Here is a 26,436-nt window from a genome sequence, read left to right on the forward strand (position 1 = left end):
CGTGACTTGCCATAGGCGCCGGGCGGCGTCCATTGCCAATCTGCCCTAGCCGGCCGCCGGTGATCGCTTGAGGGCGCCGCGGACTTCGGCCCAGCGCACGGCGCCGGAGAGGGTGAGCAGTGCTGCGTAGATTGCCAGCCCGCCAACGATCAGGAGGCCGAGCAAGCTCGCTCGTACCAGGCCGTGGGCCTGCGCCGTCCAGGGCAAGGCAATATGCGCGGCGAGCCATAGCAGGCCGCCCATGGTCAGCGACGACAGGACAATGATCGGCAGTCGGCGTCTTGCATCATGGTCGGGCGAGAAGCCGAAAGCTGCTGCGCTCCGGACGATCAAAAAGATCGCGCTGCCCCACGCAGCCAGAGCGATCGCCGCCGCGATGCCGCTCGTACCGAATGGCCTATTCAAAACCAGTGCGAAGATGATTGCGATTACCAAACCGACGAGCGTCGCCAGCAGCGGCGTCGTCGTGTCCTCGCGTGCGAAGAAGGCCGGCGACAAGGCTTTCACGAGCACCTGAGCGGGCAGGCCCAAAGCCAGCCATATCAGCGCGCTTGCAGTCGAGATCGTGTCGCTCTCGCCGAACGCGCCGTGTTGGAACAGACACTGCACGATGAGATGGCTCAATATCATCAGTCCGAGCGTAGCCGGCAATGCGAGACCGATCGCGAGTTCAAACCCGCGCGATTCCGCCTGCGCGATGGCGGCTTGATCGTCTGATCGCACGGCGCGCGTCAATGCGGGGACCAGCACAGTGCCCATGGCCGTGCCGACGATGCCGAGCGGCAGTTCAATCAGGCGGTTCGCGAAATACAGCCACGATACGGCAGCCGGAGTCGTCGATGCGATGATTGCGCCGGTGACGATGAGAAGCTGCGGCCCGGAATTGGCGACCATGCCAGGCAACGCCTTGCGGAAGAAGCCGCGCATCTCGCCATCGAACGACAGCCGCAAAGGCGCCGCAAGATTGCCGCCAGATTTCCGCAAGATCAGCATCAGCAATTGTAGCAGCCCGGCAATGCCCACAGTGGCCGCCATGGCCATAGCGGCAGTGTCTGGCTCTTGCCGCCACACTAGCAGTAGGGCCATGACGGCGATCAGGGCGATGTTGAAGAGCAGCGGCGAAAATGCGGTCACCGCGAAGCGTTGTTGCGCGTTCAGCAGTCCCATCATGACCGTGACGGGGCCGGCGAAGGCCAGATAGGGCAGCATCAATCGCGCATTGTCGACGGCGAGCTGCAGCGTTGGCTGGCCGACGAAACCCGGGGCAAGCAGTGCGATCACGAGCGGCATCGCAAAACCGATCAGGATCGTCGCGACGATCAGCGCAACGCTAATGGTGCCGAGCACACGACCCGCAAAAGCTGTGGCTGCGATCGCGCCCTGCGTCGTCTGGATGCGCAGCCAGGCCGGAATCAGCGCCGCATTCAGCGCGCCCTCGGTGAGCAACCGCCGGATCACGTTGACCAGCTGAAACGCGACCAGAAAAGCATCCGCGATCGGGCCTGCACCGAGCAGCGCAGCCACCATTGCGTCGCGGGCAAAGCCCAGCAATCGCGACGCCAAAGTGCCCGTGGAAACGGTCAGGATGGAACGGATCATAGAACCATCGTAAGGGGCTGTCCTTGCTGGCGCGGGGCAGAACGTGATAGTCGCTGCAGCCATCAAACCGGCCTTTACCGACGGCTCAACTTGGGCGACCGCGAGACGAGTTGAAACGGATTTTCAGCCTCATCGCAATTGCCGCAACGGGATATTCTTAATGACCTCAGCAAAATATGACGTGCTCGGAATCGGCAACGCGATTTTCGATGTGCTGGTGCAGGCCGACGACAAGTTCCTCGCCGCGCATGAGATGACCAAGGGCGGTATGGCGCTGATCGACGAAGCCCGCGCCACCGCGATCTACAAGGCGATGGGCCCTGCCACCGAAATGTCCGGCGGTTCGGCCGCCAATACCATCGTCGGCCTCGCCAGCCTCGGCGCCCGCGCGGCCTATGTCGGCAAGGTCAAGGATGATCAGATCGGCACGCTCTATACCCACGACATCCGTGCGGCCGGCGTTGCGTTCGACACCAAACCCGCCACCGGCGGTCCGGCCACCGGCTGTTCCTACATCCTGGTGACACCCGATGGCGAGCGCACCATGAACACCTATCTCGGTGCTGCGCAGGATCTGACGCCCGACGATATTGACGCCGCTGCGGTCGCGGCCTCGTCGATCGTCTATCTCGAAGGTTATTTGTGGGATCCCGCCAGCGCCAAGGAAGCCTTCGTGAAGGCCTCGAAGATCGCCCATGACGCCAAGCGTCAGGTCGCATTGACGTTGTCGGACGCGTTCTGCGTTGGTCGTTATCGTGCCGAGTTTCTCGACCTGATGCGGTCCGGCACCGTCGATCTCATCTTCGCGAACGAGGCCGAACTGACCTCGCTTTACGAAACCACGGATTTCGATGCGGCGCTCAAGCAGCTCGGCCAGGACACCAAGCTCGGCGTCGTCACCCGCAGCGAGAAGGGCTGTGTCGTGACATCGAGCGATGGCGTCGTTGCAGTGCCTGCACACAAGATCGAGAAGCTCGTCGATACCACCGGTGCAGGCGATCTGTTCGCGGCGGGCTTCCTGTTCGGCCTGGTGCGCAACGCCGGCTATGAGAATGCCGGCAAGCTCGGCGCGATGGCCGCCGCTGAAGTCATCCAGCATATCGGCGCGCGTCCCCAGGTTTCGCTGAAGGACCTGGCGGGCAAGAACGGGTTGCCGGTTTAAGACTGCATTTCTTGGGTTTTCTTCTCTGTCGTCATGCCCGGCCAGCGCGAAGCGAGCTTCGCTAGATGTGCCGGGCATCCACGTCTTGGCAAGAGAGGAAAGTCGTGGATGGCCGGGTCAAGCCCGGCCATGACGTGGTGAGAGATCAGCGCATCGCGGCTCTCACGCCGCCTTCTTCGCATGCAGCTCCGCATAAACGGCGCGTTCGAAATCCGAAAACACCTTTAAACAAGTCGAATCCGCAAACGGCAGCACCTGCATCATGATGACGCCGGTGATATCTCGCGCTGGATCTATCCAGTAATAGGTGTTGGCGAGTCCGGCCCAGGCAAGGCTGCCGGCGCTGCGGCCTTCGGCTGACTGCGCCGTATTGATCATGAAGCTGAGCCCGTATTTCTTGTCGATGCCCGGAAGGAAGTCGACATTGTTACTGGCGGTCGGTACCGCTGAAGCCATCGGCGTCATGTTGAGTTCGCCGATGTGGTTTTGGCTCATCAGCGCGACGGTCTCTGGCTTTAATATCCGATTGCCGTTGCCGGTCCCGTTATTCAGCATCATTTGCGTAAACTTGATGTAGTCGGGGGCGGTGCCATAGAGTCCCCCGCCACCGGCGAAGAATTCCGGATCCTGTTTGATCTCGAACGGGATCGGGGTCAGTGCACCGTCGACGCCGCGGCTGTGCACGGCAACAAGGCGCTTGCGCTGGTCGCCGCCAATCACGAAGGCGGTGTCGGTCATCCCAAGCGGCGCCAGCAAATGGTTTCGGAAATAGGCGTCAAGGCGTTCGCCGCTGACGGCCTCGACGACCTTGCCGACGAAGTCGATATTGGTGCCGTACTCCCAACGGGTCCCGGGATCGCGCATGATCGGCACCTTCATGGCGGCGTTCAGTCCGGAGCGAAACGGCGGAATGCCGGTTGTCTCAAGATAGCGCACCATGTCGCCGTTCCACATGTCGTAACAGAAACCGGCTGTGTGGGTCAGCAGATGCCGCAAGGTGATCGGTTGGCGCGGCGGACGTAGTTTCGGAGCGCCTTCGCTGTCGAAGCCATCCAGCACCTGCGTCTCCGCGAGGTCCTGAAGCACGGTCGCCAGCGGTGCATCCAGCGTCAATTTGTCCCGCTCCACCAGCTGCATCGCTGCAGCTGCCGTGATCGCCTTGGTCATGGAGGCGATCCAGAACACGCTGTCCGGTGTGATGGTGGTATCCTTGGATGCGTCGCGCTTGCCGAACGCCCCTTGGTAAATGATCTCGTTCCGCGTCGCAGCCATCGCCACGGCACCGGGAATCGCACCTGTTTCGCTGGCTTGCTGCAGAATCCGGTCAATCTCGACTTGAACTGACATCCGTTTCCTCTCCGATTTTCTTTGACCTTACCGATTTCCGGCGTGGACATTCAACTTGGGCGCGAGGTCGTCGGTCTCGCGGATGTGATTACATTTGCGCTGGTTTTAACATCTGAGGGGAACCATATCGGGCATGGGAGCGAGTTCGATCGCGCCTTGGAACGAAATTGGCGCAGCTGCGTTCAAAAAATGACGTGAACGTCAAAGCGCCTTCCGACACTAATCCGTAAGACCATGAGTACCTGATGCAGCGTGTCAGCTGCGGAGACAGACGATGATCGCGAACTGGACCGACTGGAAACATTATCCCCGCGCTTCCCGTGGCGAGAGCATCGAGGCCCCGATCGGTCCAGGAATTTTCGAAGTTCGCGTGGCGCAGACCGGCGCCCTGTTCGCTTTCGATGCGGCTGAAAATCTGGCGCAGGCGCTGGCGAAGATTTCGGCCCCGCCCAAATCGTTTATTTCCTGGTTCGGTCGCAGCGACGCAGCGATGCTGCCGGAGCTGGAATACCGCACCTTCTCCACGACCAACCGTGCCAACGCCCGCATCGCTTTCGAGCGAATGATCGATCGGCGCGAGACCTATATGCGCGGCGCGGCCTGATCGGGCTTGCGGCGTTCTGCGACTATTGAATTCGGGCGTTAAATACCCCTGCGGCCGATAGCTGCCATTCGCCGCCAAGGGACGCTTTCGGGCCTATACTCCTCTACAAGTCCGCGGCTATACGTTCGCGACACTTTCCGCAGGAGAACCGCCCATGTCACCGACCTCAGCCGCACGCCAGTCCACCGCCCCTTCGCTGCGCGACCGCCTCAAGGACCCCTCGCTGCTGCGCGACAAGTGCTACATCGACGGCGCCTGGGTCGGCACCGGCGAGACCTCGGTGACCAATCCGGTCAATGAGATTGAAATTGCCAAGGTGCCCAATATGGGCGCCAAGGAAACGACGCAGGCTGTCGAGGCCGCCGAAAAGGCGTTTCCGGCCTGGGCCAAGTTCACCGCCAAGCAGCGCTCCAATATCCTTCGCAAGTGGTTCGAGCTGATCATCGCCAACCGCGAGGATCTCGCGCTGATCCTGACCACCGAGCAGGGCAAGCCGCTGGCCGAAGCGCTGGGCGAGGTCGATATCGGCGCCGCCTATATCGAATTCTTCGCCGAGGAAGCCCGCCGCGTCTATGGCGAGACCATCCCGACCCAGCGTGCCGATGCCCGGCTCCTCGCCATCAAGCAGCCGATCGGCGTCTGCGGCGCCATCACGCCGTGGAATTTCCCGAACTCGATGATCACCCGCAAAGTGTCACCGGCGCTGGCCGCCGGCTGCACCGTGGTGATCAAGCCTGCCAACGAGACGCCGCTGTCGGCGCTCGCGCTGGCTGAACTCGCCGAGCGCGCCGGCGTGCCGAAGGGTGTGCTGAACATCATCACCGGCGACGCGTCGGCGATCGGCCTCGTGCTCTGCGAACATCCTGCGGTGCGCTTCGTCGGCTTCACCGGCTCCACCAATGTCGGCAAGATCCTCTACAGACAGGCTTCGGTCGGTGTGAAGAAGCTCGGCCTTGAACTCGGCGGCAATGCGCCCTTCGTGGTGTTCGACGATGCCGACATCGACGCCGCCGTCGAGGGCGCGATCGTGTCGAAGTATCGCAACATGGGCCAGACCTGTGTCTGCGCCAATCGCCTCTACGCTCAGGACGCCATCTACGATCAGTTCGTCGAGAAGCTGGCGAAGAAGGTTGCGGCCATGAAGGTCGGCGACGGCACCGAGCAAGGCATCACCCAAGGCCCGCTGATCAACGAAAAGGCGATCGAGAAAGTCGAGCGTCACATCGCCGATGCGGTAAAGGGCGGCGCCAAGATCGTCACGGGCGGCAAGCGCCATGCGCTCGGCGGTACGTTCTTCGAGCCGACGGTGCTCGCCAATGTGAAGTCGGATGCGCTGGTCTCGCAGGAAGAAACCTTCGGCCCGCTGGCGCCGGTGTTCCGTTTCAAGGACGAAGCCGACGTCATCGCCATGTGCAACGACTCGCCGTTCGGTCTGGCATCGTACTTCTATTCGCGTGATCTCGGCCGTGTCTGGCGTGTTGCGGAAGCGCTGGAGTCCGGCATGGTCGGCGTCAATACCGGCCTCATCACCACCGAAGTCGCTCCGTTCGGTGGTGTGAAGGAGTCGGGTTTGGGCCGCGAAGGCTCGCATCACGGCATGGAAGAATATGTCGAGATCAAATACATCATGATGTCGGGGATCTGAGGCGTCACCTCCGACCCAATTAAAATTCATTATGCGTCATGCCCGGCCAGCGCGAAGCAAGCTTCGCTAGATGTGCCGGGCATTTGCATTTGGGCTGGCCGAGCCAACGTCGCTCAGTAGCAGCGACGGACGCGCACGCCATTGACCCAGACGGTGCGGCACGCGACCGCCACCGGGCGGCGCACCACCGCGGCGCCACGATAGCCGGCGCAGCCGGCACGGTAAACGCCGCGTGCGCAGACGACGGCGTTGGCGTCGGTGGCTTCAAACGTCATCGTCGTGCCGAATGCGAGAACGGCTGCAACCATCATCAAGAAAGTACGCATGGTGATCTCCCGGCTGTGTTGGTTGGCAAAACAAACGAAGAAAGGTTCGTGGGCTTCAGTAGGCGGAATTAAGAACGATCAAATGAGAAGTGGCTTCACGCGCAAAGAGTAGTTCGCAGGAGACGCAAAGGCTGAGTGGCCAATGAGAAATCTTGCGACGCCGCCTTGCGTCTCGATCCGACAGAACTTTTATTCAATCTCGTAAATACAAATCCTTGCCGACCAGAAACATGCGATGTGATGATTTCGCCCGGTGTTGATCTCAACAGGAGAAAGCATGTCGGATTTCAGAACCAGGTGGCTTACTTTTCACGGTCGACATATCGAGCCCGCTTCAAAGGAAATATTCAGTCACGTCGAAAAGATGGTGATCGGCACTTTGATCATCTCGGCCGGGGCGCATGTGTCGAGCAATGAGCCCCTGATCGTCCTGTTTGGATATTTGCGCCACGGTCTTGTCGGTCGCGGTGTCATGCTGTTCGGAATTGTTTTGTTGCTGCTGAATTTCCTCGATGGCCTCTACAAGCTCGCAAAGTTGGAATGGCACGTGGCGCTTCAGATCATCATGTCGCTCTGTTACGTCATTCTGTCTGTCCGATTGATACAGCTGATCCTTGCCTTTCGTGGAGAGTAGCGGACGCGGTCGGTCATCGTTGTCGCGTAGCCTCAATCATCGTTGAGCGAATGGCGCAAGGACGCTGGTGCAAGCCGGCGAAAGCGATGCGCTGTTGCTGGCCAGGCACTGCACGATGCGGCCGCCACCCGGCGCTACGCCGCCGCAGAGCGATCTGATGTCGCCGCCGCATGCTGATCTCATCACAAGCAATTCTTCGCGTGGCCGCATCGGCCGCAACACGATAGCTGCAGGAGCAGCGGCGGCGGCAGGCGCTGCGGTTGTGGCTGCCGCAGCAGGTGGCGGGGCTGTGCTTTTCGCTGCCGCCTTTGGTGCGGCAGCGGCGGGCTTGGTAGCCGGTGGTGTTGCTTCTGTCTTGGGCGCTGCAGCAGGCGTTGGTGCGGTGGCCTTCGGTGCCGCAGTTGGCGCCTGAACTGCGCGCACCGCGCCCGCACATCCCGCAGAAAGACTAGCCATGTTCTTTTGCAGGCATTGCAGCGAGGCTTCTCCACCAGGAGGAACGCTTGAGCAATGCGCGATGTAATCCGAGCGACACTGCGTCTTGATCGCGTCACGCTGCGCCTGGCTCGGCGCTTGCGCAAAGGTGGGGCTCGCGATTGCGATTAGAATGATAGTAGCCATCGATACGCGATATCGCGCGGCCAAGCCGAACATGAAATTCATCGCTGAAATCCTCGTTGCTACCGCCCGGTTAGTCAGGGCAACTGCGTAAAATCTTCAAGAAGCGTGAGTTCTGAAAGGCATTCGCAAAACAACTTCGGTCCGACATCATTTTACGGTTTCGGTTTCACTACAAGTGGATTGTTGCTATTGATGCGGGCGGCTGTCGTTTTTGGCCAAGGTTTTTTTGAGAGTCTTTTGATTGAGGCAGGACAATGCGATTTATGCGCGCCTGTTCATCTGGACCGAAAGATCGCATTGAGCAGCTGCAGCATGTCCCCGCTATACGCGCTGCCGGCGTTGTGCTGACGAGCATCTTTTTAAGTGCCTGCGAGCAAAACACTTTCGTGCCGCCACCGCCGCCGAAAGTTGAGGTGGCGGTTCCTGTGCAGCGCGGCATCACGCGCTTTCTCGAAGCGACAGGCAATACAGCACCGATCAAGAATGTCGATCTCGTGGCGCGCGTTCAGGGCGTTCTACAGTCGATCAACTATCAGGACGGCTCCTTCGTCAAGCAAGGCACCACGCTGTTCACGATCGAGCCTGAGACATACCAGTTGAAGCTGGAACAGGCGCAGGCTGCGGAAGCCGGTGCGCAGGCGTCTGCAAAGCAGGCGGAAGCGGATTTCAAACGCCAGTCGGACCTCGTATCCCGCCAGGTTGTTGCGCAGTCAACGCTCGAGCAGTCGACGGCGACACGAGAGAATTCACAAGCCAATCTGCAGCAGGCGCAAGTCAACACCAAGATCGCGGCCGTCAATTACGGCTATACGAATGTCATTGCGCCGTTTGACGGCATCGTCAGCGCACATCTGGTGTCGGTTGGCGAACTGGTTGGTGTCGCGTCGCCGACCCAGCTTGCGACGATCGTGCAGCTCGATCCGATTTATGTGAATTTCAACGTCAACGAACAGGACGTTCTGCGCATCCGGGATGAAGCCCGGCGACGCGGGCTGACGGTGAACGATCTCAGGCAGCTGCCGATCGAGATCGGACTGCAGACCGAGACTGGTTTTCCGCACAAGGGCCAGATCGACTACATCTCGCCGACCATCAACCAGTCGACGGGTACGCTGCCGGTGCGAGGTGTTCTGCCAAATCCGGATCGCATCCTGTTGCCGGGTTTTTATGTTCGCGTGCGCGTGCCTATCGACCAGCAGGACAACGCCCTGCTGGTGCCGGATGTATCGCTCGGCAGCGATCAGGCCGGGCGTTATGTGCTGGTCGTGAATGGCGACAATGTCATCGAGCAGCGCAAGGTCGTCACCGGCCCGCTGGAAGGTGAGCTTCGCGTAATTGAAAGCGGTCTGAAGCCGGATGATCGCATCGTCATTGCAGGCCTGCTGCGTGCCATTCCGGGGCAGAAGGTCGATCCGCAACTGAGAAAGATCGAAGCGCCGACCCCGACCAAATAGGACAGGCCATGATTTCGAAGTTCTTCATCGAGCGGCCGGTCCTGTCCAATGTCATCGCGTTGCTGATGATCCTGATCGGCGGCGTCTCGCTCTATGGCCTCGCAGTCGCACAATATCCGGACGTGGTGCCGCCGACCGTCCAGGTGACGACGCGCTATCCCGGCGCCAGCGCCAAGACCATCGTCGACACGGTGGCGCTGCCGATCGAGCAGCAGGTGAATGGCGTCGAGGATATGCTCTATATGCAGTCCTACAGCGCAGCGGATGGCACCTATTCACTCACGGTCACGTTCAAGATCGGCACCGATTTGAATTTTGCGCAGGTGCTGGTGCAGAACCGCGTATCGAGCGCGCTGTCGTCGCTGCCGACCGCCGTGCAGAATCAGGGCGTGACAGTTCAGAAGAAATCGACGGCGATCCTGTTGTTCGTGACACTGACGTCGCCGAAGGCGACCTATGACAGCCTGTTTCTGAGCAATTACGCCACGATCAACATCCGGGACGAGTTGTCGCGTCTGTCGGGGGTCGGCAATGTGACGGTGTTCGGCGCCGGCCAATATTCGATGCGGATATGGCTGGATCCGAGCAAGCTGCAAGTGCGCGGGCTGATGCCGCAGGATATCATCCAGTCCATCCAGCAGCAGAGCCAGCAGGTTTCTGCGGGGCAAATCGGCATGCCGCCGACGCCCGCGGGACAGGCCTTCCAGTACACGCTGAACATCAACGGGCGGCTGGATGATCCCGGTGAATTCGAGGACATCATCGTCAAGACCGGCGACAATGGCGATGTCACGCGGGTCCGTGACGTCGGACGCGTCGAATTGGGTGCGCAGACCTACAGCCAGATCTTTTCGCTCAACCAGAAGCCAGCCGTCGGCATCGGCGTATTCCAGTCGCCGGGCGCCAATGCGCTCGAGGTGGAGAAGGCTGTCGAGAAGAAGATGGCGGCGCTGGCCACGCAATTTCCCGACGACATCAAATACGACACGCCGTTCGACACTACGAAATTCGTCCAGGCATCGATCAACGAGGTCTACAAGACGCTCCTCGAAGCAGGTTTGCTAGTGCTGGTGGTCATCCTGATCTTCCTGCAGGACTGGCGCGCGATGCTGGTGCCGGCGACCACTGTGCCGGTGACGATCATCGGCGCCTTCGCGGCGATGGCGGCGCTCGGTTTCACCATCAATCTGTCGACCCTGTTTGCCATTGTGCTGGCGATCGGCATTGTCGTCGACGATGCCATCGTGGTTGTCGAAGGCGCGGCGTACAATATCGAGCAGGGCATGTCCGGCCACGACGCGGCGATCAGCGCGATGGACAAGCTGTTCGCCCCGATCATCGGCATCACGCTGGTGCTGATCTCTGTGTTCTTGCCGGCGGCATTCCTGCCCGGGCTGACGGGGCGCATGTATGCGCAATTTGCACTGGTTATCGCGGCCACGGCGCTGCTCAGCGCCGTCAATGCGGCCACGCTGAAGCCGACACAATGCGCATTGTGGCTGCGCCGCCCGGTGCCGCCGGAGAAGCGCAATTTTTTCTATCGTGGGTTCAACAGGGTCTACGACCGGCTCGAACGGGGCTATGCCGCTCTGATCGGTCGCATGGTCGCGCACAGCAATCTCTCGGTTGTCCTGGCATTGATCCTGATCAGTATTGGCGGTTACGGCCTATCCCGGATTCCCACCGGCTTCATCCCGATCGAGGATCAAGGCTATCTGCTGGTCGCAGTCCAGCTGCCCGATGGTGCCGCGCTGGATCGGACTCAGCGTGTACTCGATCGGGTCAGTGAATTGGCCGCGAAGACGCCAGCGGTGGAACAGGTGGTTACCATCGCCGGCATCTCCGCGCTCGACAGCAGCTCCAGCCTGGCCAATGCCGGTGTCGCCTATCTGATCCTGAAAGAATGGAGCGAGCGCGGACCGGGACAGGATCTTCGTTCGTTGTTCGTTGGATTGAACGAGAGCCTGTCGGTGATTCCAGAGGCGCGCATTCTGGTGATCCCGCCGCCGCCCATTCAGGGCATCGGCAACGCGGCGGGCTTCGCCATGCAGATCGAACTGCGCGATGGCAATGCCGATTACAGCAAGCTGCAGGCGATCACCGGGGCGATTGTAGCTAATGCAGAGACGCAGAGTGCTTTGCAGCGCGTCAGTTCGCCGTTCCGCTCAATGGTGCCGCAATTCGATATCGAGATCGACCGTATCAAGACCCAGACCCTGCATGTCACGACGGATCAGGTGTTCTCAACCCTGTCGTCCTATCTGGGCTCGTCCTTCGTCAACCAGTTCAACAAGTTTGGCCGGACCTTTCAGGTCTACACACAAGCAGATGCCAAATTCCGGCTGACTGCCCGGGACATCGAGAACCTGATGGTCCGCAACCAGCAGGGCAACATGGTCCCGCTTGGCACCGTGGCGAAGATTACGCCTGCCGTGGGGCCATCGCTGATCAGTCTCTACAATCTCTATCCGACGGCGACGGTGATCGGCCTGCCAGCACAGGGCTACAGCTCCGGGCAGTCGATGGCATTGATGGAGCAGATCGCAGCGAAGACTTTGCCTCCGGGAACGGGATTCGAGTGGACGGCGATGTCGTATCAGGAAAAGATTGTCGGCAATCAGCTCTATTATGTATTCGGTCTTGCGCTGCTGCTCGTCTATCTGGTGCTCGCCGGACAGTATGAAAGCTGGTACGCGCCGATTTCGGTGATCCTGGCCGTGCCGCTGTCACTGCTTGGCCCGATGGCGGTGCTCACCGCGCTGCGGATCGAGAACAATCTCTACACCCAGATCGGCATTATCCTTTTGATCGCGCTGTCAGCGAAGAACGCGATCCTGATCGTTGAGGTGGCGATCGAACTGCACGTGCATGATCGCAAGCCACTACTGGAGTCGGCGGTCGCAGCTGCACGTGCGCGATTCAGGCCGATTCTGATGACGTCCTTCGCCTTCATTCTCGGCGTGCTGCCGCTGGTGCTCGCGACCGGCGCCGGCGCCAACGCCCGCAAGTCGATCGGCATCACCGTATTCTCGGGCATGCTCGCCTCGACCTGCCTTGCCGTCCTGTTCGTTCCGACCTTTTTTGTCGTCGTCCAAAGGTGGGAGAACTGGCGCGCCAGTCGCAAGGCAACGAAACCTGCCAATTCGACCGTCGGTGCCGGCGGTCCCAACTCGTAGACGATCGTGACATCCGTTTCAGATGCGCCGCGTGGACTATTCTTACCTTCGCAACACCGCAATCATCCGGCTCGCAAAAGCCAGCCGTTCCGCCATGACCGACACGAAATAAGTCAGCAGCTTCTGGCTCAATGCCGGATGGTTCTGCTTGATGTCCTCGAAGGCGTCGGCGCGCAGCAGATACAGCACGCTGGCGATCTCTGCCTGGATGGTGGCGCTGCGCGGTGCATAGGCGACAAGGCCCATTTCGCCCACTGTCGTGTAACGCCCGAGGCTGCGCACCCGCGTCAGCTTGCCATCGCCCGCCGGCACCATGATGCCGAGTCGGCCGTCCAGAATGAAGTGCATGGAATCGGCAGCGTCGCCAGCCTGAACGATGATCTCGCCGGCAACGACCTCGACGCGCTGGCAGCGTCGCATCAGTTCTTCGGAATCGTCGGCGGTGCGCAGGATCTTGGTGAACCAGTCGCGCAAGTTGGCTTCTTCTTCCGCGAGTCCACGATGCCGCGCGATCACCTCGTTCTCGCACCACTCCAGCGCGTGATCGAGTTCGCCCATGACCTTGACGGCGTCATCGATGAACAGGCTGGCGCGCAAATTGCGATTGGCTGAGGGATGAAGATTGGCGAGCACCAGCGTGGTGCCGTGGCCTTCGGCGATGCGCTTGATCTGGGCGAAGCTGTGGGCGGCCGACGAATCGATGCCCGTCACCAGCTTGAAGTCGAAGACGAGATAGCGGCACTCGGGATGACGGCGCAGCAGCGCCTTGACATGCAGATAGAGCCGGTTGGCCGAGCCGAAGAACAAATAGCTCTGCAGGTTAAGGCCTTGGATTTCGCGGCCATGCGCCGCCAGCGTACGCTGATCCTCAAGTGATCGATCGAGCGAACTGCGATATTCGGAGCCATCGAAACCGTATTTGATCGAGGATACCCGCGATACGCTGAGCGCAAAGGTGGCGCAGCCGATCACGATGCCGATCAGCACGCCGGCCACGAACCCCCATGTGAGAATAATGATGATGATTGCCAGCAGGGACAGGTAGTCGAGCAGCGACAGCCGCTTGCGGGAGTCGACGATCCAGCGATGGAGCTGCTCGAGGCCGAGATACAGCAGCAGGCCGCCGAGCACGAAGCGCGGCATATAGGCCAGCAGCGCGGGGTCGACGACGAGCATCAGCGCGGCTGCCGCGGCGACGGTGAGGCCCGAAAGCCGCCCCGTGGCACCGCTGTTGCGATTCAGGAGCGAACGGCTGATCGAGATGCAGCCGGCATAGCCTCCCAGTACCCCGGCCAGGATATTGGCCGCCCCGGTCGCATTGAGCTCGCGTTCGATATCGGCTTCCCGATGTGCGGCGACTTCGAGGCCCGTCGTATTGAACAGGGTACTCACGGCCGTCACGAAGATCACAGCGATGAAATTGCCGATGAGTCCGGGCAGCGCCTGCCATGGATAGCCGTCGCTGAAGAAGGCCCAGGGTAAGGTCAGGTTGGCCTTGGGCGGCGATGCGAAGGTCCAGCCCATAGCCTGTGCCTCGATCACGGACACACCGGCGATCTTGAAAACTAGATGAGCCGCTATGACGCTCCCGATGAGAATCATCGGCAGGCCTAGTGGCTTACGGGACCGATGCCAGGTCGCATAGATGGTCAGTGCCACGGCTGCCGCGGCCAGCAACTCGTAGAAAATCATCGGATTGGCGAGTTTTGCCAGGTTCGTCCATTGCAGCTTGTAGCCGGTGATCACCTGAATGGCGCCGGTGACGATCAGGCAGGCGGTGGCTCCGAGAAATCCACCGATTACCGGATAGGGCACATAGCGGATCGCGCGTCCCATGCGGGTAACGCCGAAGCCGCACAGCACGATGCCGGTGATGATCGTGGCCGAGGACAGGGTGATAAGTACCGGGCCGAGCAACGCAGACGGCGCATCGGCCGTAACGATGTGCTCGACCAGAGCCGCCGCCAGGATGGCGGTGACGGCTGCGGTCGAGCTCTCGGGGCCGGCGACCGCGAAGGGGAACGAACTGCCAAGGGCGATCACGGCGGCTATGACGCTTGCAGAGATGAAGGTCGCGGCGATGCCGTAGGGCAGCAGCGAGGCCAGCGGTCCGGTGAAGATCAGCACCGAATAGGACAAGCCGAAGCTGATGGTGAGGACGCTGGCAATCAGGCCGCCGAACACGTCGTTGCGCCAGGCGCGCAACACGTCCGGGCTGACAAGGGTGTCAGTCATGGGCGGCTAACCTTCGCAATAACGGCGATGAGGGGGGCGGGCCGGAAGTATGTCACGCGCGAACCTGTAGGAGCGCTGCGCGACAGGCGCAACCGCCGCCGTCTCTGGTAGACGACGGTGAGATGTACGGACAAGACTATTTTTATGACAGTCCGAGGGAAAGACAGTCAGTTTGTTAGTTGATGACCAGCTCCGTGCCGGTCAGGCGGCGATAAGCCTCTAAATAGCGCTTGCTGGTGGCGTCGATCACCTCAGGGGGCAGCGGCGGCGGCGGGGCTTCACCGTTCCAGCGGCCGGCGCGGCGCTCGATATCGAGATAGTCGCGCAGCGGCTGCTTGTCGAAGCTCGGCTGCGACTGGCCCGGTCTATAGACGTCAGCGGCCCAGAAACGGGAGCTGTCCGGGGTCATCACCTCGTCGATCAGGATGATGCGACCGTCGGCCTCCTTGCCGAATTCGAACTTGGTGTCGCCGATGATAATGCCGGCCTCGCGGGCGATCTCTTCACCCTGGGTGTAGACGGCGCGAGTCATGCTCTCGAGCGTGAAGGCATCCTCCTCGCCGATAATCTCGCGCATCCGGGCGATGGTAATGTTCTCGTCATGGCCGGTCTCGGCCTTGGTGGCCGGGCTGAACACCGGCTCGGCGAATTTCTGGCTTTCGAGCAGCCCGGCATCGAGCTTCTCACCGGCCAGCGTGCCTGACGCGGCATATTCCTTCCAGGCCGAACCCGAAATGTAGCCGCGGATCACGCACTCGATCGGGAAGACGGTGGTGCGGCGGCACAGCATGGCGCGACCGGCCAAAGCGGCCCGGTGACCTGCGAGCGCCGGCACCTGCCCGATGATCTCGTCGGCATCGGCCGAGATCATGTGATGCGGGACCACGCCGCCAAGCTGGTTGAACCACCAGGCGCTGATCTGGGTCAGCACCGCGCCCTTCATCGGGATGGTTTCGTTCATGACCACGTCAAAGGCGCTGATGCGGTCGGTGGTCAGCAGCAGCACGCGGTCGTCGCCGACGGAATAGATATCGCGCACCTTGCCGCGACCGATCTTGGGGAGGGGCAGGTCGCTGGTGGCCATTGTGGTCATGTCAGGGTCTTTCGAAAGCAGAGTCGTCCGGCGTCTGGCCGGCGGCGACGTGATGAAGGAGTGAGCCTATTCCGGCAGCGGGATGAATTCGTGTTCGTTGGGCACATGCGCGAAGCGGCCGGTTTTCCAGTCCTCTTTCGCCTGCTCGATGCGCTCCTTGCTGGAGGACACGAAATTCCACCACAGATGCCTCGGCCCTTCCAGCGCGTCGCCGCCGAGGAACATCATGCGGGTATTGCGCGTCGCCTTGATAGTAATGGCATCGCCGGGCCGGAAGATCAGCAGTTGCGGCGCCTCATGGCGGTCGCCAGCGATCTCGATCTCGCCATCGACGATATAGACCGCACGTTCCTCATGGTCGGGATCGAGCGGCACACTGGTGCCGGCCTCGACGGCCACTTCGGCATAGAACCATGGCGACACCATCGACACCGGCGAAGCTTTGCCAAACGCCTTGCCGGCGATCACGCGCGCGGTGAAGCCGGTGTCGGTGATGGTCGGCAGGCTGTCTGCGGCATAATGCTGGAACGACGGTGCGATTTCCTCGGAGCCCTTGGGCAAAGCGATCCAGCTCTGCAGGCCAAGCATCTTCTGGCCGTCGCGGCGTTGCACATCCGGCGTGCGCTCGGAATGGGCAATGCCCTTTCCGGCAGTCATCAGATTCATGGCGCCGGGCTGGATCTCGCGGACATTGCCCTCGCTGTCGCGATGCATGATCGCGCCGTCGAACAGATAGGTCACCGTGGCCAGGCCGATATGCGGATGCGGCCGCACGTCCATGCCCTTGCCGGAGATGAACTGCATCGGGCCGAAATGGTCGAAGAAAATGAACGGGCCGACCATCTGGCGCTTGCCATGGGGGAGGGCGCGGCGGACGAGGAAGCCGTCGCCGAGATCGCGGGTGCGCGGCACGATCACGAGCTCCAGCGCGTCGCAGGTCTGCGCGTCGCCGAGGATCGGATCTTCTGATGGTTGCCAGCTCATGAGGGCTCCGTGGGGTTGGGCCCATCATAGCAGCATTTGGCGGGGCGGGTAAAAGGCCTCAGCCCGGATGGATCGCTCCGTCCGGACTGAGGAATGGCTGTGCTTACAGCGGTTTGATCTGGACCTTGCGGAATTTCACCACGCCGGAGCCGTATTGCAGGGCGATCGGGCCGGCGGCGTGCTTGGTGTCCTCGACATCGACGGTCTTTTCGCCGTTCAGGATGACCGTGAGCTTCGGGCCCTTCGCCGTGATCTCATAGGTGTTCCACTTGTCCGCCGCCTTGGGCATCGGATTGACCTTGGCCACATCGACGATGGCGCCGGTGCCGTAGGACGGGTCGGGCCGCTTGTCGAAGATGTTGACCTCGTAGCAGGTCTTGCCGTCGATCACCTTCGGGTTATCGCAGCGGATGAAGATGCCGCTATTGGCTTCGGCATCGGTCCAGAACTCGGCCTTGATCTGGAAATCCTTGTAGGGCGTCTTGCTGACGAGATAAGCGAGATCCTTGCCGGAGAGCAGCTTGTCGGCGGCGAGCGCGCCGTCCTTCATCTCCCAATTGGCGTCGCCGACCTTGTCCCAGTCGCCCATCTTGGTGCTGTCGACCAGCGTGACCCAGCCGTCAGACTGGCTCATGGCAGGCTGGATGGTCGTAAGAGCCGCAACGCCGATAACGAATCCGGCTGCAATCGCTGTAACGCGCAACATAAAGGTCTCCTCCTGTTTGTTTTTTATTGGCGTGACGTTAGCCACGGGAGAATGCGGTTGTAAATCTACTTCACATTGTGCGGTGCGTTAACGCTTGATGCCTTGCGCTTAGCTGCAGGGCCGCGGGTCGTTCGTTCGTCCAGCAGCACCTGTTGCATTGCCTGGACGTTCGGCGAAGCCGCGCCCTTGCGCCAGATCAGCACCGTCTCGGCGTGATTCTCGCCGCGCGGCAGGCGATGCACGGTGAGCCGCTTGCCCTCCGGGAATGTCGACAGCACGCTTTCCGGCAGCAGCGCGATGCCCATACCCGCGACTACGCAGCCGAGCATGGCGTGATAGGAGCCGAGTTCGATGGTGCGCTCGGGCATCTCGCCGCGTTTCGCATACCAGTCTTCCAGTCGCTTGCGATGCGGGCAGCCGTTCTCGAACACCAGTACCGAGCGCGGCGCGCTGTCCTTGCGGCCGATCGGCGGATGGCGTGGCGACGACACGATCACCGGCTCCTCGTCGAACGCATGCATGCGGTCGAACGGCGCCGCGGCGATCGGCTCCGCCACGAAGGCGACATCGAGATCGCCGGCGAGGATGTCCTTCGCGAGCGTCTCCGGATTGCCGATGCGCATTTCGAGCTGCACGTCGGGATAGCGGCGGTGAAATTCGTTCAGCGGTCCGGGCAACCGCACCGCTGCAGTGCTCTCCATGGCGCCGAGGCGGAAGACGCCCCGCGGCCGCGGGTCCTGCACCGCGTCGCGGGCCTCGTCGGCGAGCGCCAGCAGCCGGTCGGTATAGCCGAGCAGCGTTTGACCTGCGGGCGTCAGATGCAACCGCTTGCCCTCGCGCACGAACAGCGCTGTGCCGAGATCGTCTTCGAGCTGACGCACCCGCGTCGTCACGTTGGACTGCACGCGGTGCAACCGCTCCGCGGCGCGCGTCACACCGCCTTCGCGCACAACGGCGCGGAAGATGCGCAGCTCGGACAGATCCATGCATCTCTCCATGAGATCGAAATGATCTTGATTATTCATTTTATAGGATGAAAAGCGCCGGGTAAACCCGTCATGGCCAACGTCACTCATAAGCGGAAAGGGGCGGACATGATCGACAATGAACCCGAACCGCACGCGCACGATCCGCGCTACCTGACGCCGCTGCAATGGACCGCGCTGAAGCGATCCATCATCCGGGGTATCCACGTCGAGCGTGGCCGGATGTTGCGTTCGGTTGCGATCGCCGTCGTCGCAGCCCTGCGTCACGGCTGGCGATGCCTGCGCGAGCGGCAACAGGCACGTGACCAACTACGCTCCATGAGCGATTACGAATTGCGCGATATCGGCGTGACCCGCGCCGGCATTGATGCCGTGATCCGCCACGGCAATGACGATGCGACGCAGGACGCGCCACAACGATCACATCAAAACTGGAGAGCCATGATGTCAAAAGCCTACTGGATTGTCCGCGTCTCAGTGCGCGACGAGAGCCGCTATCCGGACTATCTCGCCGCGGCCAAGCCGGCGTTCGACAAGTTCGGTGCACGGTTCATCGTGCGCGGTGGCGCCTTCGAAACCATGGAAGGCGTCGCCCGGGATCGCAATGTGGTGGTAGAATTCGCCGACCGCACGACCGCAACCGCCTGCTACCGTAGCCCGGAATACGAAACCGCCAGATCCATCCGGCAAAAATACGCCGAGGCCGATTTCATCATCATCGACGGCGCCTGATGTCCGTTAGCGTCCCATCGCCGTCGCCGTTGCCACGCGGTCGAAAGTCTCGAGCGAGAGGATCGCATCCGCAAATTTCTCGGCGCGATTATTCAGCACGGGGCGCGCGAGCTGCAGGAACTTCTGCTGCATGGCGGCGGCATCGGGAAACGATGTCGGCTCGCCCGATGGATCGGCATAGATGCGCTCATGCACGCCATCCTCGGTGGTGATGCTGACGCGGGCGCCGAACGGATGGCGCTTGCCTTCGAGGCGTTCGTCCTGAACCACGTCGAAGCGGTCGGCCAGCGTGTTGATCGCGCTGTCGCCGAGGCGCTTGTAGTCGTCCCAGCCGAAGCTGCCCTGATCGAGCGCGAGCGCGCCGGTGAAGAACATCGAGAACTGGCCGCCAACGATGGAGGTCGGGTGACGTTTGGTGGCGGCGTCGCCGGTCAGCGTGATGCCGTTGCGATGCAATCCGATCTCGACGCGCTTGACCTGCTCGGGCGTCAGATTGTGCTCGCGCCGCATCGCCACCAATGCGTCGATGGCCGCATGCGTATAGCGGCAGCTCGGATAGGGCTTGATGCCGATCTTCATGGTCTCATAGACCGAGCCGAGATCGGCCACGGCCTTCTCCGGATGCGCGTTATCGCTATAGCCAACCAGGAGGCCATGCTTGCCTTCGACGGATTCCGTCGCGCCGATGAATTCGTTGCGCGCCAGAGTCGCGGCGATCACGCCGTTCATGGCGGCGGCGCCGACCTGGTAGCGCTTGTTCCAGGCGCCGTTGACAAGGAATTGCAGCGAGCCTGCCGCCTGGCTACCCGACACGCCGAAGGCCGAAATCAGCTGATCCTTCGAGAGCCCGAACAGTTTGCCGGCCGCCGCCGCCGCGCCATAGGTGCCGGCAGTCGCGGTCGGATGAAATCCCTTGGCGTAATGCGAGGTCGGATCGAGCGCATTGCCGAGCCGGCAGCAGACTTCATAGCCGGCAACGATAGCCGTCAGCACCTGCTTGCCGGAGGCGCCGACCATTTCGCCGACGGCGAAGGCGGCGGGTACCACGGGAGCGCTGGGATGCAGCGAGGAATCGGCATGGGTATCGTCGAAATCAAGCGAATGGCCGAGCGCGCCGTTGAGCAGCGCGGCCACGGCTGGCGTCCAGGTCTTGCTGTCGCCGAACACGGTGGATTCGCCCTTGCCGTCCAGCGACAGGGCTTCCAGCATCTTCAGCAGTGAGGGGGTGGATTCGGCCTCGCTGCGGGCACGGATGGTGCTGCCGAGATAATCGAGGGTGAGGACCTTGGCGCGTTCCAGCACGTCCTGCGGAATGTCGTCGAATTTCAGGTCCGCGACATAAGCGGCAAGCGTTGCGGTCTCATTGGCCATTGTGTTTCCTCACTCTTGTTGAAATAGCCTTAGGCGGACCAAATCGGCGTTTCAAGCGGCCATGGCGACGCGTGGATCAGCCATGCTGAAACTGGTTCGTCAAAATCCGTTTCAGGGATCAATTCTGACATGTCCGCATCGAAGCGAATTCTCGGCTTCCTGAAACGGGTGGTTGCCTTCTTCCGGGCGCGAAAGGTCGAACTCGGCCTCGGCGTCCGGGTGACCACAGCGGCGCTTGCTGCGCTGATCATAACCCTGACCGTCGGGCTGAAACTGCCGCTGTGGGCTGTGCTAACGGCGATCATTGTCACCCAGATGAGTGTCGGGCGGTCGCTGAAGGCAACACGTGATTATCTGGTCGGCACGATCGGCGGCGCCATCTATGGCGGCGCGGTTGCGATCCTGATCCCGCATTCCAATGAAGGTGCGCTGCTCGCGGTGCTTGTGCTCTCCGTGGCGCCACTGGCCTTCATCGCGGCGATCAATCCGAGCCTCAATGTCGCGACCGTGACGGCCATCATCGTGCTGCTGCTGCCGATGATGAACCACAACACGCCGCTGGAATCCGCCATCGATCGTGTGCTCGAAGTCACGGTCGGTGCCGTCACAGGTCTTCTGGTGTCGTTCCTGGTGCTGCCGTCGCGGGCGCATAGCCAAGTCCGGGCCAGTTCGGCAGAGGCGCTCGATCTGATCGCAACGGCGCTCACCGAACTGCTCGCCTCTCTGACGCGCGGCCGCGACAATGAAGCACTGCACCGGTTGCAGGATGGCATCGGCCATGCGCTCACCAATCTGAATGCGATCGGAGCCGAAGCCGAACGGGAGCGTGCCGCGCATTTGTCCCGCGGCCCTGACACTGGCCCGCTGCTGCGCACAACGCTGCGGTTGCGGCACGATCTGGTCATGATCGGGCGATCCACAGTGGTGCCGTTGCCATCCGCGTTGCAGGTCAGGCTGGTTGGTCCCCTGTCGCGGGTCAGCGATGCGATGACGACGTTTCTGCATTCGACTGCCGTAGCACTGCGCAGCGGCACCGGCGCGCCGGCGATCTGGCCGGTGCAGATCGCACTACAGGCTTATGCGGGAGAGGTCGGTGCGCTTCGGCAAGAGGGGCAAACGCGCGGATTACCCGGCGATGTAGCCGAGCGCTTCTTCGCGATCGGCTTTTCGCTGGAACAGATGCGGCAGAATTTGAAGGATCTCGAACGTTGCGTCGCCGAATGGGCCGAGACGGATCCGGTGAGCAAGGAGCCTACTGACGCGATTTGAGCAATGCCAAGGCGTGGAGCTGCAGCTTTTCCGGGTCGCGCTCCCCGCGCGATGCTTCATCGAGAATACTGCTCGAGAGCAACTGCAGGGCGTCCGATGAAATCCGCAGCGGCAATTCATCGAGGCAGCGATCCAGCGCTGTGGACATCGCAGCGACCGTCTCCGGGCCGAACGACTGGTTTCGTTGGTCGTCAGCCTGAGGTGCCAGATCGGGAGATGCGACGTCACGAATGCGGGCCGAAAGCCGCGCCGCCTCGGCGAGTACGCGGAGGTAAATCAATCCGGCCTCGCTGAGCGCCTTTTCATCGATCTGTCCTGACCGCGCCACGGCGACAATCCGCGCGGCAAGGCGGCGGCGGTTCTCGGGCGTGTCCGCGGACTCGCCTTCATGCGCCACAAAGGGCTGCCAAGCGGCGTCAAACGCGTGCGCCAGCGTGACTTTCAGCTCCTCGTTCTGCGGATCAATCTCTGTAAATGGCATATGGGCTAACGGGCTGCGATGACCCAGGTTCCCCACGGCCGCCACCGCAAATTCAGCGCGTGACCTGCCGCAACATGGAACGGACCACCATCCGGTGAAATGGCTTGATGACCGACAGGTAGATGCGTCCGAGCCAGTTATGCATCAGCACGACAGTCGTTGCCGTAACGCGCTGGCCGGTACCGTCCGCTGCGACATCGACCACGACGCGAAAATCGAGATGATTGTCATTGAATCCCGCGATCAGACGCTGCGGCGTCTCGCTGAGCACAGGGAAAAAGCCGACCTTGTCGACATTGGCGTGACGCGCAGAGTGCGCCGTCTTCAGCCCGAAGGGCGCAACGATCAGATCCCGCAGCCGCATCAGGGCGTCCACCCAGGGCGGAGAGTGGCTGAGCATGCGGGTGGCGGCGTCGCGGGCGGTCAGGTCCGTCGTTTCGGTCGTGATACTGAAGGCGTCGGCGAATTGTGCGCCGGTCAGCAGGCTCTTGGTGTCGATCGTTGGGTGAACCATGTAGATGGTCATAGGACCTCCGTAGACGTCAAGGAACGGCGCCGCACGCCGTCAGTTACGCCGCTCTGCAGCATAACATGTCTTTGCATCCGGTGCCGGATACTCCCTAAGATCACGGAAAAATCAGGCAAAGATCTACTTAGACAAGACCTGGTCAGGGAGGATTTGGGATGGCTTGGTTCAGGCTTGCTCCGCTCTGTCTGGTGCTGATCGCGCCGCTGTGCGCATCCGCGCAGGATTATCCCACCCGTCCCATCACGCTCGTTGTGCCATTCGCTGCCGGCGGCAGTTCCGATGTCAATGCACGGCTGATTGCCGAGCAGATGAGCCGGCATCTCGGTCAGCCCATCGTGATCGAAAATATCGGCGGTGCGGGCGGGGCCGTGGCGCTGGCTCGCGTCGCGCAGGCCCCGCCTGACGGCTACACCATCGTGCAGGGCAATAGCGGCACCAATACTGCGGTCTACCTGTTCACGCCCGATGTGAAATTCGCGCCGTCGGATTTTGCAGGCATCGGCATGTTCAACAAGAGTTCAGCTATGGTTGCCATCCGGCGCAATTTTCCGGCCGACAATCTCGCGCAATTCATCGCGCATGCGAAACAGAATCCCGGCCGTCTCAATATCGGCCACTCCGGCGTGGGCTCGCAGAACTATCTATTCTGCAAGGCTTTCGTTCAGGCTGCGGGCATCGATGTCACGCTGGTCGGCTATCGCGGCGGCGGTCCGGCCCTGAATGATCTGATAGGTGGGCAGATCGATGGCATCTGCGATTCCTCGGCGTCGGTGACGTCGGCCATCCAGAGCGGTCTCATTCGCGCGATTGCGCTGGCATCCAGAACGCGCTTGCCGCATCTGCCTGACGTTCCGACCGCCAGCGAGGCCGGGTTGCCGCAATTTGAAATATCTGGCTGGTATGCGCTGTTCGCGCCGAAGGGCACGCCTGCGCCGATCATCGCGAAGCTCAATGCCGCGATGCGCGCTGCCGTTGCCAATCCCGATTATCAGAAACGCCTCGATGATCTCGGCTCGATGCCCGCCGCAGATGCCGAAATGGCGCCGGCCTATCTTGCGCATTTCGTGCCGCAGGAGATCGAACGTTTTCGAAAGATGCTGGGCGACAGCAAGTGATCTAAGGCCGGCCACCCATGTAACGGTATCGTATGGCCGTCATCGCTTCTGTGTTATAAGGGTTCCAGTCTGATTGTGGGTGGGGGACTAAGTTGGCTTATGATCGTTCGACCGTTGAAGCGGTGATCCAGCATTATTTCGACGGCCTCTACGAGGCTGATGCCGACAAGCTTGGCGCGATCTTTCATCCGACCGCGGACCTACGCTGGGTCGAGAATGGCGAGCTGAAAGTGCTGACCATGCCGGACTGGATGGCCATGGTTCGTACGCGGACCTCGGGCAAGGTCGATGGCAAGACCCGCGATGACCTCATTGTCACCATTGATCGCTCCGACGACAAGACAGCCTTCATCAAGGTGCGCTGCCAGCTGCCGCCGCGTTACTTCACCGATTACCTGATAGCGATGAAGCTGGCCGATGGCTGGCAGATCGTCTCGAAATCCTATCGCTACGACGTGAAGGACTAACAGGCGCTGGCATCCTGTCTGCGCCTGTAGAAGAGACGCGCCAGGTTCGGTTGCGCGACATTGGTTGTAAGTATCAAAAATTGCGATTGATCCCGGTCGGAATCCGTTCGCGGGCTTGACCTAAGTCAATCGCTGTGGCGGCGGAGTGAGCTACTCTTGATGGTGTGAGGATGCTCTGTGCCGATCGGGCGCTGCGCGTCCTGCCTGACGAGCCGCCGCGAGACGAGCAGGGGATGACCGGATGATCGCGCAATTGACCAAATCGGAGCGGCAGCTCGCGCTGATCATTCTGCTGTCTCTGACGATTTGCGGTCTGGCGATGGCGATCGCCGGCAGTCAGGACCCGCTCGGCATCCATGGCGCGATCGTCATGCTGGCGGGGATCGCTGGCATCTTCGGTGTCATTTATGTCTATTACGAGCCGGAGCCCGACGAGGCCCGGCTCGCGCTGTATTACGATGACCCTACCAAACTGGCGATCATTCTGGCGATGATCTGGGCCGTCATCGGCATGTTCATCGGCGACTGGGTTGCGTGGCAGCTGGTGTTTCCCAATCTGACGTTCGATGCTGGCTGGTCGAGCTTCGGCCGCATCCGCCCCGCGCATACCAGTGCAGTGATCTTCGGCTTCGGCGGCAATGGACTGATTGGCACCTCGCTCTATGTGCTCCAGCGCACCTCGCGCGCGCGATTGCCGGATCAGATCAGCCCGTGGTTCGTGTTGCTCGGTTACAATCTGTTCTGCCTGCTCGCCGCCACCGGCTATCTGATGGGTGTCACCCAGTCGAAGGAGTATGCCGAGCCGGAATGGTATGCCGACCTTCTGCTGGAAATCGTCTGGATCGTCTATTTCGTCATCTATATGCGGACGCTGGCGCGGCGGAAGGAGCCGCATATCTACGTCGCCAACTGGTACTACATGGCCTTCATCCTGGTGGTGGCGATCCTGCATACCGTCAATAATCTGGCGATGCCGGTCTCGTTCGGTCACGCCAAGAGCTATTCGGCCTTTTCCGGCGTGCAGGATGCGATGACCCAATGGTGGTACGGCCACAACGCCGTCGCCTTCTTTCTCACCTCCGGCTTCCTCGGCATGATGTATTACTATCTGCCGGTGCGGGCGGGGCGGCCGATCTATTCCTACCGGATGTCGATCATCTCGTTCTGGGGCATCACATTCATGTATATGTGGGTGGGATCCCATCACCTGCATTACACGGCGCTGCCGCAATGGGTGCAGACGCTCGGCATGACTTTCTCACTGATGTTGCTGATTCCGTCTTGGGGCTCCGCCGGCAATGCCCTGCTGACGCTGAACGGCGCCTGGTACAAGGTGCGCGACGATGCGACGCTGCGTTTCATGATGGTGGCTGCGGTGTTCTACGGCCTCACCACATTCGAGGGATCGTTCATGGCGATCCGCTCGGTGAACTCGCTGTCGCATTACACCGACTGGACCGTGGGTCATGTCCATGCCGGCGCGCTCGGCTGGGTGGCCATGATCACCTTCGGCTCGATCTATGCGTCGGTGCCGTGGCTGTGGAAGCGCGAGCGGATGTATTCGCCCGCGCTTGTCGAATGGCACTTCTGGCTCGCTGTCGCCGGCCTCTTCACATACGTCTTCGCGATGTGGAATTCAGGTATCATCCAGGGCTTGATGTGGCGCACCTATAATAGCAGCGGCACGTTGTCTTATTCCTTTATCGAGACAGTGATCGCGATGAAGCCCTATTACGTTGCGCGCGCGGTCGGCGGGTTCTTCTTCTTCGCTGGTGCGGTGATCGGTCTCTACAACATCGTCATGACTATCCGCACTGCTGGTCAGCCGGCCGATGAACGTGCCGCAGATCGTCCGGCGGCACAGCCCGCTGGCGTGCCTGCGCTGCAGCCGGGAGAATGA

General features: G+C 61.3%; 23 protein-coding genes and 1 pseudogene. 13 read left to right on the top strand and 11 right to left on the bottom strand.

Features of this window, described 5'->3' with window-relative positions:
- Window positions 1-45: 45 nt before the first annotated feature.
- Window positions 46-1,599 carry a murein biosynthesis integral membrane protein MurJ gene (murJ, locus tag AB7951_RS28720; protein WP_120287598.1) on the bottom strand — a complete coding sequence of 518 codons (1,554 nt, stop codon included), beginning with the start codon at window positions 1,597-1,599 and terminating at the stop codon, window positions 46-48.
- A 160-nt stretch (window positions 1,600-1,759) separates the two neighbouring features.
- Between murJ and AB7951_RS28725 the strand changes: the two genes are divergently transcribed.
- Window positions 1,760-2,761: an adenosine kinase gene (locus AB7951_RS28725; protein WP_120287597.1), complete on the top strand. Its 1,002-nt coding sequence runs from the start codon at window positions 1,760-1,762 to the stop codon at window positions 2,759-2,761.
- 162 nt (window positions 2,762-2,923) lie between these two features.
- Here the strand turns inward: AB7951_RS28725 and AB7951_RS28730 are convergent, their stop codons facing one another.
- The gene (locus AB7951_RS28730; protein WP_120287596.1) at window positions 2,924-4,108 is read right to left on the bottom strand and encodes a serine hydrolase domain-containing protein; all 1,185 of its coding nucleotides are present in this window, start codon (window positions 4,106-4,108) and stop codon (window positions 2,924-2,926) included.
- 274 nt (window positions 4,109-4,382) lie between these two features.
- On the opposite strand from AB7951_RS28730, the gene AB7951_RS28735 reads away from it, so the two are divergent.
- Both AB7951_RS28735 and AB7951_RS28740 read left to right on the top strand, forming a co-directional pair.
- Window positions 4,383-4,712, top strand: a complete 330-nt coding sequence (locus AB7951_RS28735; protein WP_120287595.1) for a hypothetical protein — start codon at window positions 4,383-4,385, stop codon at window positions 4,710-4,712.
- 154 nt (window positions 4,713-4,866) lie between these two features.
- A complete protein-coding gene (locus tag AB7951_RS28740) occupies window positions 4,867-6,357 on the top strand; it encodes a succinate-semialdehyde dehydrogenase (RefSeq protein WP_441256102.1) in 1,491 nt (496 codons plus the stop codon).
- A gap of 113 nt (window positions 6,358-6,470) precedes the next feature.
- Here the strand turns inward: AB7951_RS28740 and AB7951_RS28745 are convergent, their stop codons facing one another.
- A complete protein-coding gene (locus AB7951_RS28745) occupies window positions 6,471-6,683 on the bottom strand; it encodes a hypothetical protein (RefSeq protein WP_089263345.1) in 213 nt (70 codons plus the stop codon).
- Window positions 6,684-6,960: 277 nt separating this feature from the next.
- On the opposite strand from AB7951_RS28745, the gene AB7951_RS28750 reads away from it, so the two are divergent.
- The 4 genes from AB7951_RS28750 (at window position 6,961) to AB7951_RS28765 (ending at window position 12,568) form a co-directional block, all read left to right on the top strand.
- Window positions 6,961-7,317: a hypothetical protein gene (locus AB7951_RS28750; protein WP_089263347.1), complete on the top strand. Its 357-nt coding sequence runs from the start codon at window positions 6,961-6,963 to the stop codon at window positions 7,315-7,317.
- Window positions 7,318-7,384: 67 nt separating this feature from the next.
- Window positions 7,385-7,729: a hypothetical protein gene (locus tag AB7951_RS28755; protein ID WP_158596730.1), complete on the top strand. Its 345-nt coding sequence runs from the start codon at window positions 7,385-7,387 to the stop codon at window positions 7,727-7,729.
- Window positions 7,730-8,201: 472 nt separating this feature from the next.
- On the top strand, window positions 8,202-9,392 hold the full coding sequence (locus AB7951_RS28760) for an efflux RND transporter periplasmic adaptor subunit (protein WP_199712005.1): 1,191 nt from the start codon (window positions 8,202-8,204) through the stop codon (window positions 9,390-9,392).
- Window positions 9,393-9,400: 8 nt separating this feature from the next.
- Window positions 9,401-12,568, top strand: a complete 3,168-nt coding sequence (locus AB7951_RS28765) for an efflux RND transporter permease subunit (RefSeq protein WP_120287592.1) — start codon at window positions 9,401-9,403, stop codon at window positions 12,566-12,568.
- A gap of 42 nt (window positions 12,569-12,610) precedes the next feature.
- Here AB7951_RS28765 and AB7951_RS28770 read toward each other — a convergent pair whose 3' ends face one another.
- From AB7951_RS28770 to AB7951_RS28790, 5 genes are all read right to left on the bottom strand, one after another.
- Window positions 12,611-14,803, bottom strand: coding sequence for a SulP family inorganic anion transporter (locus AB7951_RS28770; protein WP_120287591.1), 2,193 nt, complete (start codon window positions 14,801-14,803; stop codon window positions 12,611-12,613).
- 175 nt (window positions 14,804-14,978) lie between these two features.
- Window positions 14,979-15,896, bottom strand: a complete 918-nt coding sequence (locus AB7951_RS28775) for a phosphoribosylaminoimidazolesuccinocarboxamide synthase (protein WP_120287590.1) — start codon at window positions 15,894-15,896, stop codon at window positions 14,979-14,981.
- A gap of 66 nt (window positions 15,897-15,962) precedes the next feature.
- The gene (locus tag AB7951_RS28780) at window positions 15,963-16,880 is read right to left on the bottom strand and encodes a pirin family protein (RefSeq protein WP_120287589.1); all 918 of its coding nucleotides are present in this window, start codon (window positions 16,878-16,880) and stop codon (window positions 15,963-15,965) included.
- Window positions 16,881-16,983: 103 nt separating this feature from the next.
- Window positions 16,984-17,586 (bottom strand): 3-keto-disaccharide hydrolase, encoded by a 603-nt coding sequence (locus tag AB7951_RS28785; protein WP_089263360.1) that lies wholly within the window; start codon window positions 17,584-17,586, stop codon window positions 16,984-16,986.
- A 65-nt stretch (window positions 17,587-17,651) separates the two neighbouring features.
- Entirely contained in the window at window positions 17,652-18,572 is a 921-nt protein-coding gene (locus AB7951_RS28790) for a LysR family transcriptional regulator (RefSeq protein WP_120288073.1), read from the bottom strand.
- Window positions 18,573-18,794: 222 nt separating this feature from the next.
- Between AB7951_RS28790 and AB7951_RS28795 the strand changes: the two are divergent.
- Together AB7951_RS28795 and AB7951_RS28800 are read left to right on the top strand one after the other, a co-directional pair.
- Window positions 18,795-18,920: pseudogene (locus tag AB7951_RS28795) on the top strand (DUF1127 domain-containing protein); the annotation flags it as partial.
- Between the two features lie 96 nt (window positions 18,921-19,016).
- Complete coding sequence (locus AB7951_RS28800; RefSeq protein ID WP_244628685.1) at window positions 19,017-19,304, top strand: DUF1330 domain-containing protein; 288 nt, start codon at window positions 19,017-19,019, stop codon at window positions 19,302-19,304.
- Between the two features lie 6 nt (window positions 19,305-19,310).
- Here AB7951_RS28800 and AB7951_RS28805 read toward each other — a convergent pair whose 3' ends face one another.
- Window positions 19,311-20,675: an MmgE/PrpD family protein gene (locus tag AB7951_RS28805; protein WP_120287587.1), complete on the bottom strand. Its 1,365-nt coding sequence runs from the start codon at window positions 20,673-20,675 to the stop codon at window positions 19,311-19,313.
- A 129-nt stretch (window positions 20,676-20,804) separates the two neighbouring features.
- On the opposite strand from AB7951_RS28805, the gene AB7951_RS28810 reads away from it, so the two are divergent.
- Entirely contained in the window at window positions 20,805-21,944 is a 1,140-nt protein-coding gene (locus AB7951_RS28810) for an FUSC family protein (protein WP_120287586.1), read from the top strand.
- Here the strand turns inward: AB7951_RS28810 and AB7951_RS28815 are convergent.
- Together AB7951_RS28815 and AB7951_RS28820 are read right to left on the bottom strand one after the other, a co-directional pair.
- Window positions 21,928-22,470 carry a hypothetical protein gene (locus AB7951_RS28815; protein ID WP_147421589.1) on the bottom strand — a complete coding sequence of 181 codons (543 nt, stop codon included), beginning with the start codon at window positions 22,468-22,470 and terminating at the stop codon, window positions 21,928-21,930. The genes AB7951_RS28810 and AB7951_RS28815 overlap by 17 nt on opposite strands.
- A gap of 7 nt (window positions 22,471-22,477) precedes the next feature.
- A complete protein-coding gene (locus tag AB7951_RS28820; protein WP_120287584.1) occupies window positions 22,478-22,951 on the bottom strand; it encodes a DUF2867 domain-containing protein in 474 nt (157 codons plus the stop codon).
- A gap of 158 nt (window positions 22,952-23,109) precedes the next feature.
- Between AB7951_RS28820 and AB7951_RS28825 the strand changes: the two genes are divergently transcribed.
- From AB7951_RS28825 to ccoN, 3 genes are all read left to right on the top strand, one after another.
- Window positions 23,110-24,069, top strand: coding sequence for a tripartite tricarboxylate transporter substrate-binding protein (locus AB7951_RS28825; protein ID WP_120287583.1), 960 nt, complete (start codon window positions 23,110-23,112; stop codon window positions 24,067-24,069).
- Between the two features lie 92 nt (window positions 24,070-24,161).
- The gene (locus AB7951_RS28830) at window positions 24,162-24,536 is read left to right on the top strand and encodes a nuclear transport factor 2 family protein (RefSeq protein ID WP_068729987.1); all 375 of its coding nucleotides are present in this window, start codon (window positions 24,162-24,164) and stop codon (window positions 24,534-24,536) included.
- A 241-nt stretch (window positions 24,537-24,777) separates the two neighbouring features.
- Window positions 24,778-26,436 (top strand): cytochrome-c oxidase, cbb3-type subunit I, encoded by a 1,659-nt coding sequence (ccoN, locus tag AB7951_RS28835; protein ID WP_120287582.1) that lies wholly within the window; start codon window positions 24,778-24,780, stop codon window positions 26,434-26,436.

The organism is Tardiphaga sp. 285_C5_N1_2 (assembly GCF_052076065.1).
GTDB classification, from domain to species: domain Bacteria; phylum Pseudomonadota; class Alphaproteobacteria; order Rhizobiales; family Xanthobacteraceae; genus Tardiphaga; species Tardiphaga robiniae.

What these genes read in the sequence shown, in the direction of transcription:
- murJ (WP_120287598.1), bottom strand. Translation starts at nt 1,599, where the DNA reads ATGATCCGTTCCATCCTGACCGTTTCCACGGGCACTTTGGCGTCGCGA.
- AB7951_RS28725 (WP_120287597.1), top strand. Translation starts at nt 1,760, where the DNA reads ATGACCTCAGCAAAATATGACGTGCTCGGAATCGGCAACGCGATTTTC.
- AB7951_RS28730 (WP_120287596.1), bottom strand. Translation starts at nt 4,108, where the DNA reads ATGTCAGTTCAAGTCGAGATTGACCGGATTCTGCAGCAAGCCAGCGAA.
- AB7951_RS28735 (WP_120287595.1), top strand. Translation starts at nt 4,383, where the DNA reads ATGATCGCGAACTGGACCGACTGGAAACATTATCCCCGCGCTTCCCGT.
- AB7951_RS28740 (WP_441256102.1), top strand. Translation starts at nt 4,867, where the DNA reads ATGTCACCGACCTCAGCCGCACGCCAGTCCACCGCCCCTTCGCTGCGC.
- AB7951_RS28745 (WP_089263345.1), bottom strand. Translation starts at nt 6,683, where the DNA reads ATGCGTACTTTCTTGATGATGGTTGCAGCCGTTCTCGCATTCGGCACG.
- AB7951_RS28750 (WP_089263347.1), top strand. Translation starts at nt 6,961, where the DNA reads ATGTCGGATTTCAGAACCAGGTGGCTTACTTTTCACGGTCGACATATC.
- AB7951_RS28760 (WP_199712005.1), top strand. Translation starts at nt 8,202, where the DNA reads ATGCGCGCCTGTTCATCTGGACCGAAAGATCGCATTGAGCAGCTGCAG.
- AB7951_RS28765 (WP_120287592.1), top strand. Translation starts at nt 9,401, where the DNA reads ATGATTTCGAAGTTCTTCATCGAGCGGCCGGTCCTGTCCAATGTCATC.
- AB7951_RS28770 (WP_120287591.1), bottom strand. Translation starts at nt 14,803, where the DNA reads ATGACTGACACCCTTGTCAGCCCGGACGTGTTGCGCGCCTGGCGCAAC.
- AB7951_RS28775 (WP_120287590.1), bottom strand. Translation starts at nt 15,896, where the DNA reads ATGACCACAATGGCCACCAGCGACCTGCCCCTCCCCAAGATCGGTCGC.
- AB7951_RS28780 (WP_120287589.1), bottom strand. Translation starts at nt 16,880, where the DNA reads ATGAGCTGGCAACCATCAGAAGATCCGATCCTCGGCGACGCGCAGACC.
- AB7951_RS28785 (WP_089263360.1), bottom strand. Translation starts at nt 17,586, where the DNA reads ATGTTGCGCGTTACAGCGATTGCAGCCGGATTCGTTATCGGCGTTGCG.
- AB7951_RS28790 (WP_120288073.1), bottom strand. Translation starts at nt 18,572, where the DNA reads ATGGATCTGTCCGAGCTGCGCATCTTCCGCGCCGTTGTGCGCGAAGGC.
- AB7951_RS28800 (WP_244628685.1), top strand. Translation starts at nt 19,017, where the DNA reads ATGTCAAAAGCCTACTGGATTGTCCGCGTCTCAGTGCGCGACGAGAGC.
- AB7951_RS28805 (WP_120287587.1), bottom strand. Translation starts at nt 20,675, where the DNA reads ATGGCCAATGAGACCGCAACGCTTGCCGCTTATGTCGCGGACCTGAAA.
- AB7951_RS28810 (WP_120287586.1), top strand. Translation starts at nt 20,805, where the DNA reads ATGTCCGCATCGAAGCGAATTCTCGGCTTCCTGAAACGGGTGGTTGCC.
- AB7951_RS28820 (WP_120287584.1), bottom strand. Translation starts at nt 22,951, where the DNA reads ATGACCATCTACATGGTTCACCCAACGATCGACACCAAGAGCCTGCTG.
- AB7951_RS28825 (WP_120287583.1), top strand. Translation starts at nt 23,110, where the DNA reads ATGGCTTGGTTCAGGCTTGCTCCGCTCTGTCTGGTGCTGATCGCGCCG.
- ccoN (WP_120287582.1), top strand. Translation starts at nt 24,778, where the DNA reads ATGATCGCGCAATTGACCAAATCGGAGCGGCAGCTCGCGCTGATCATT.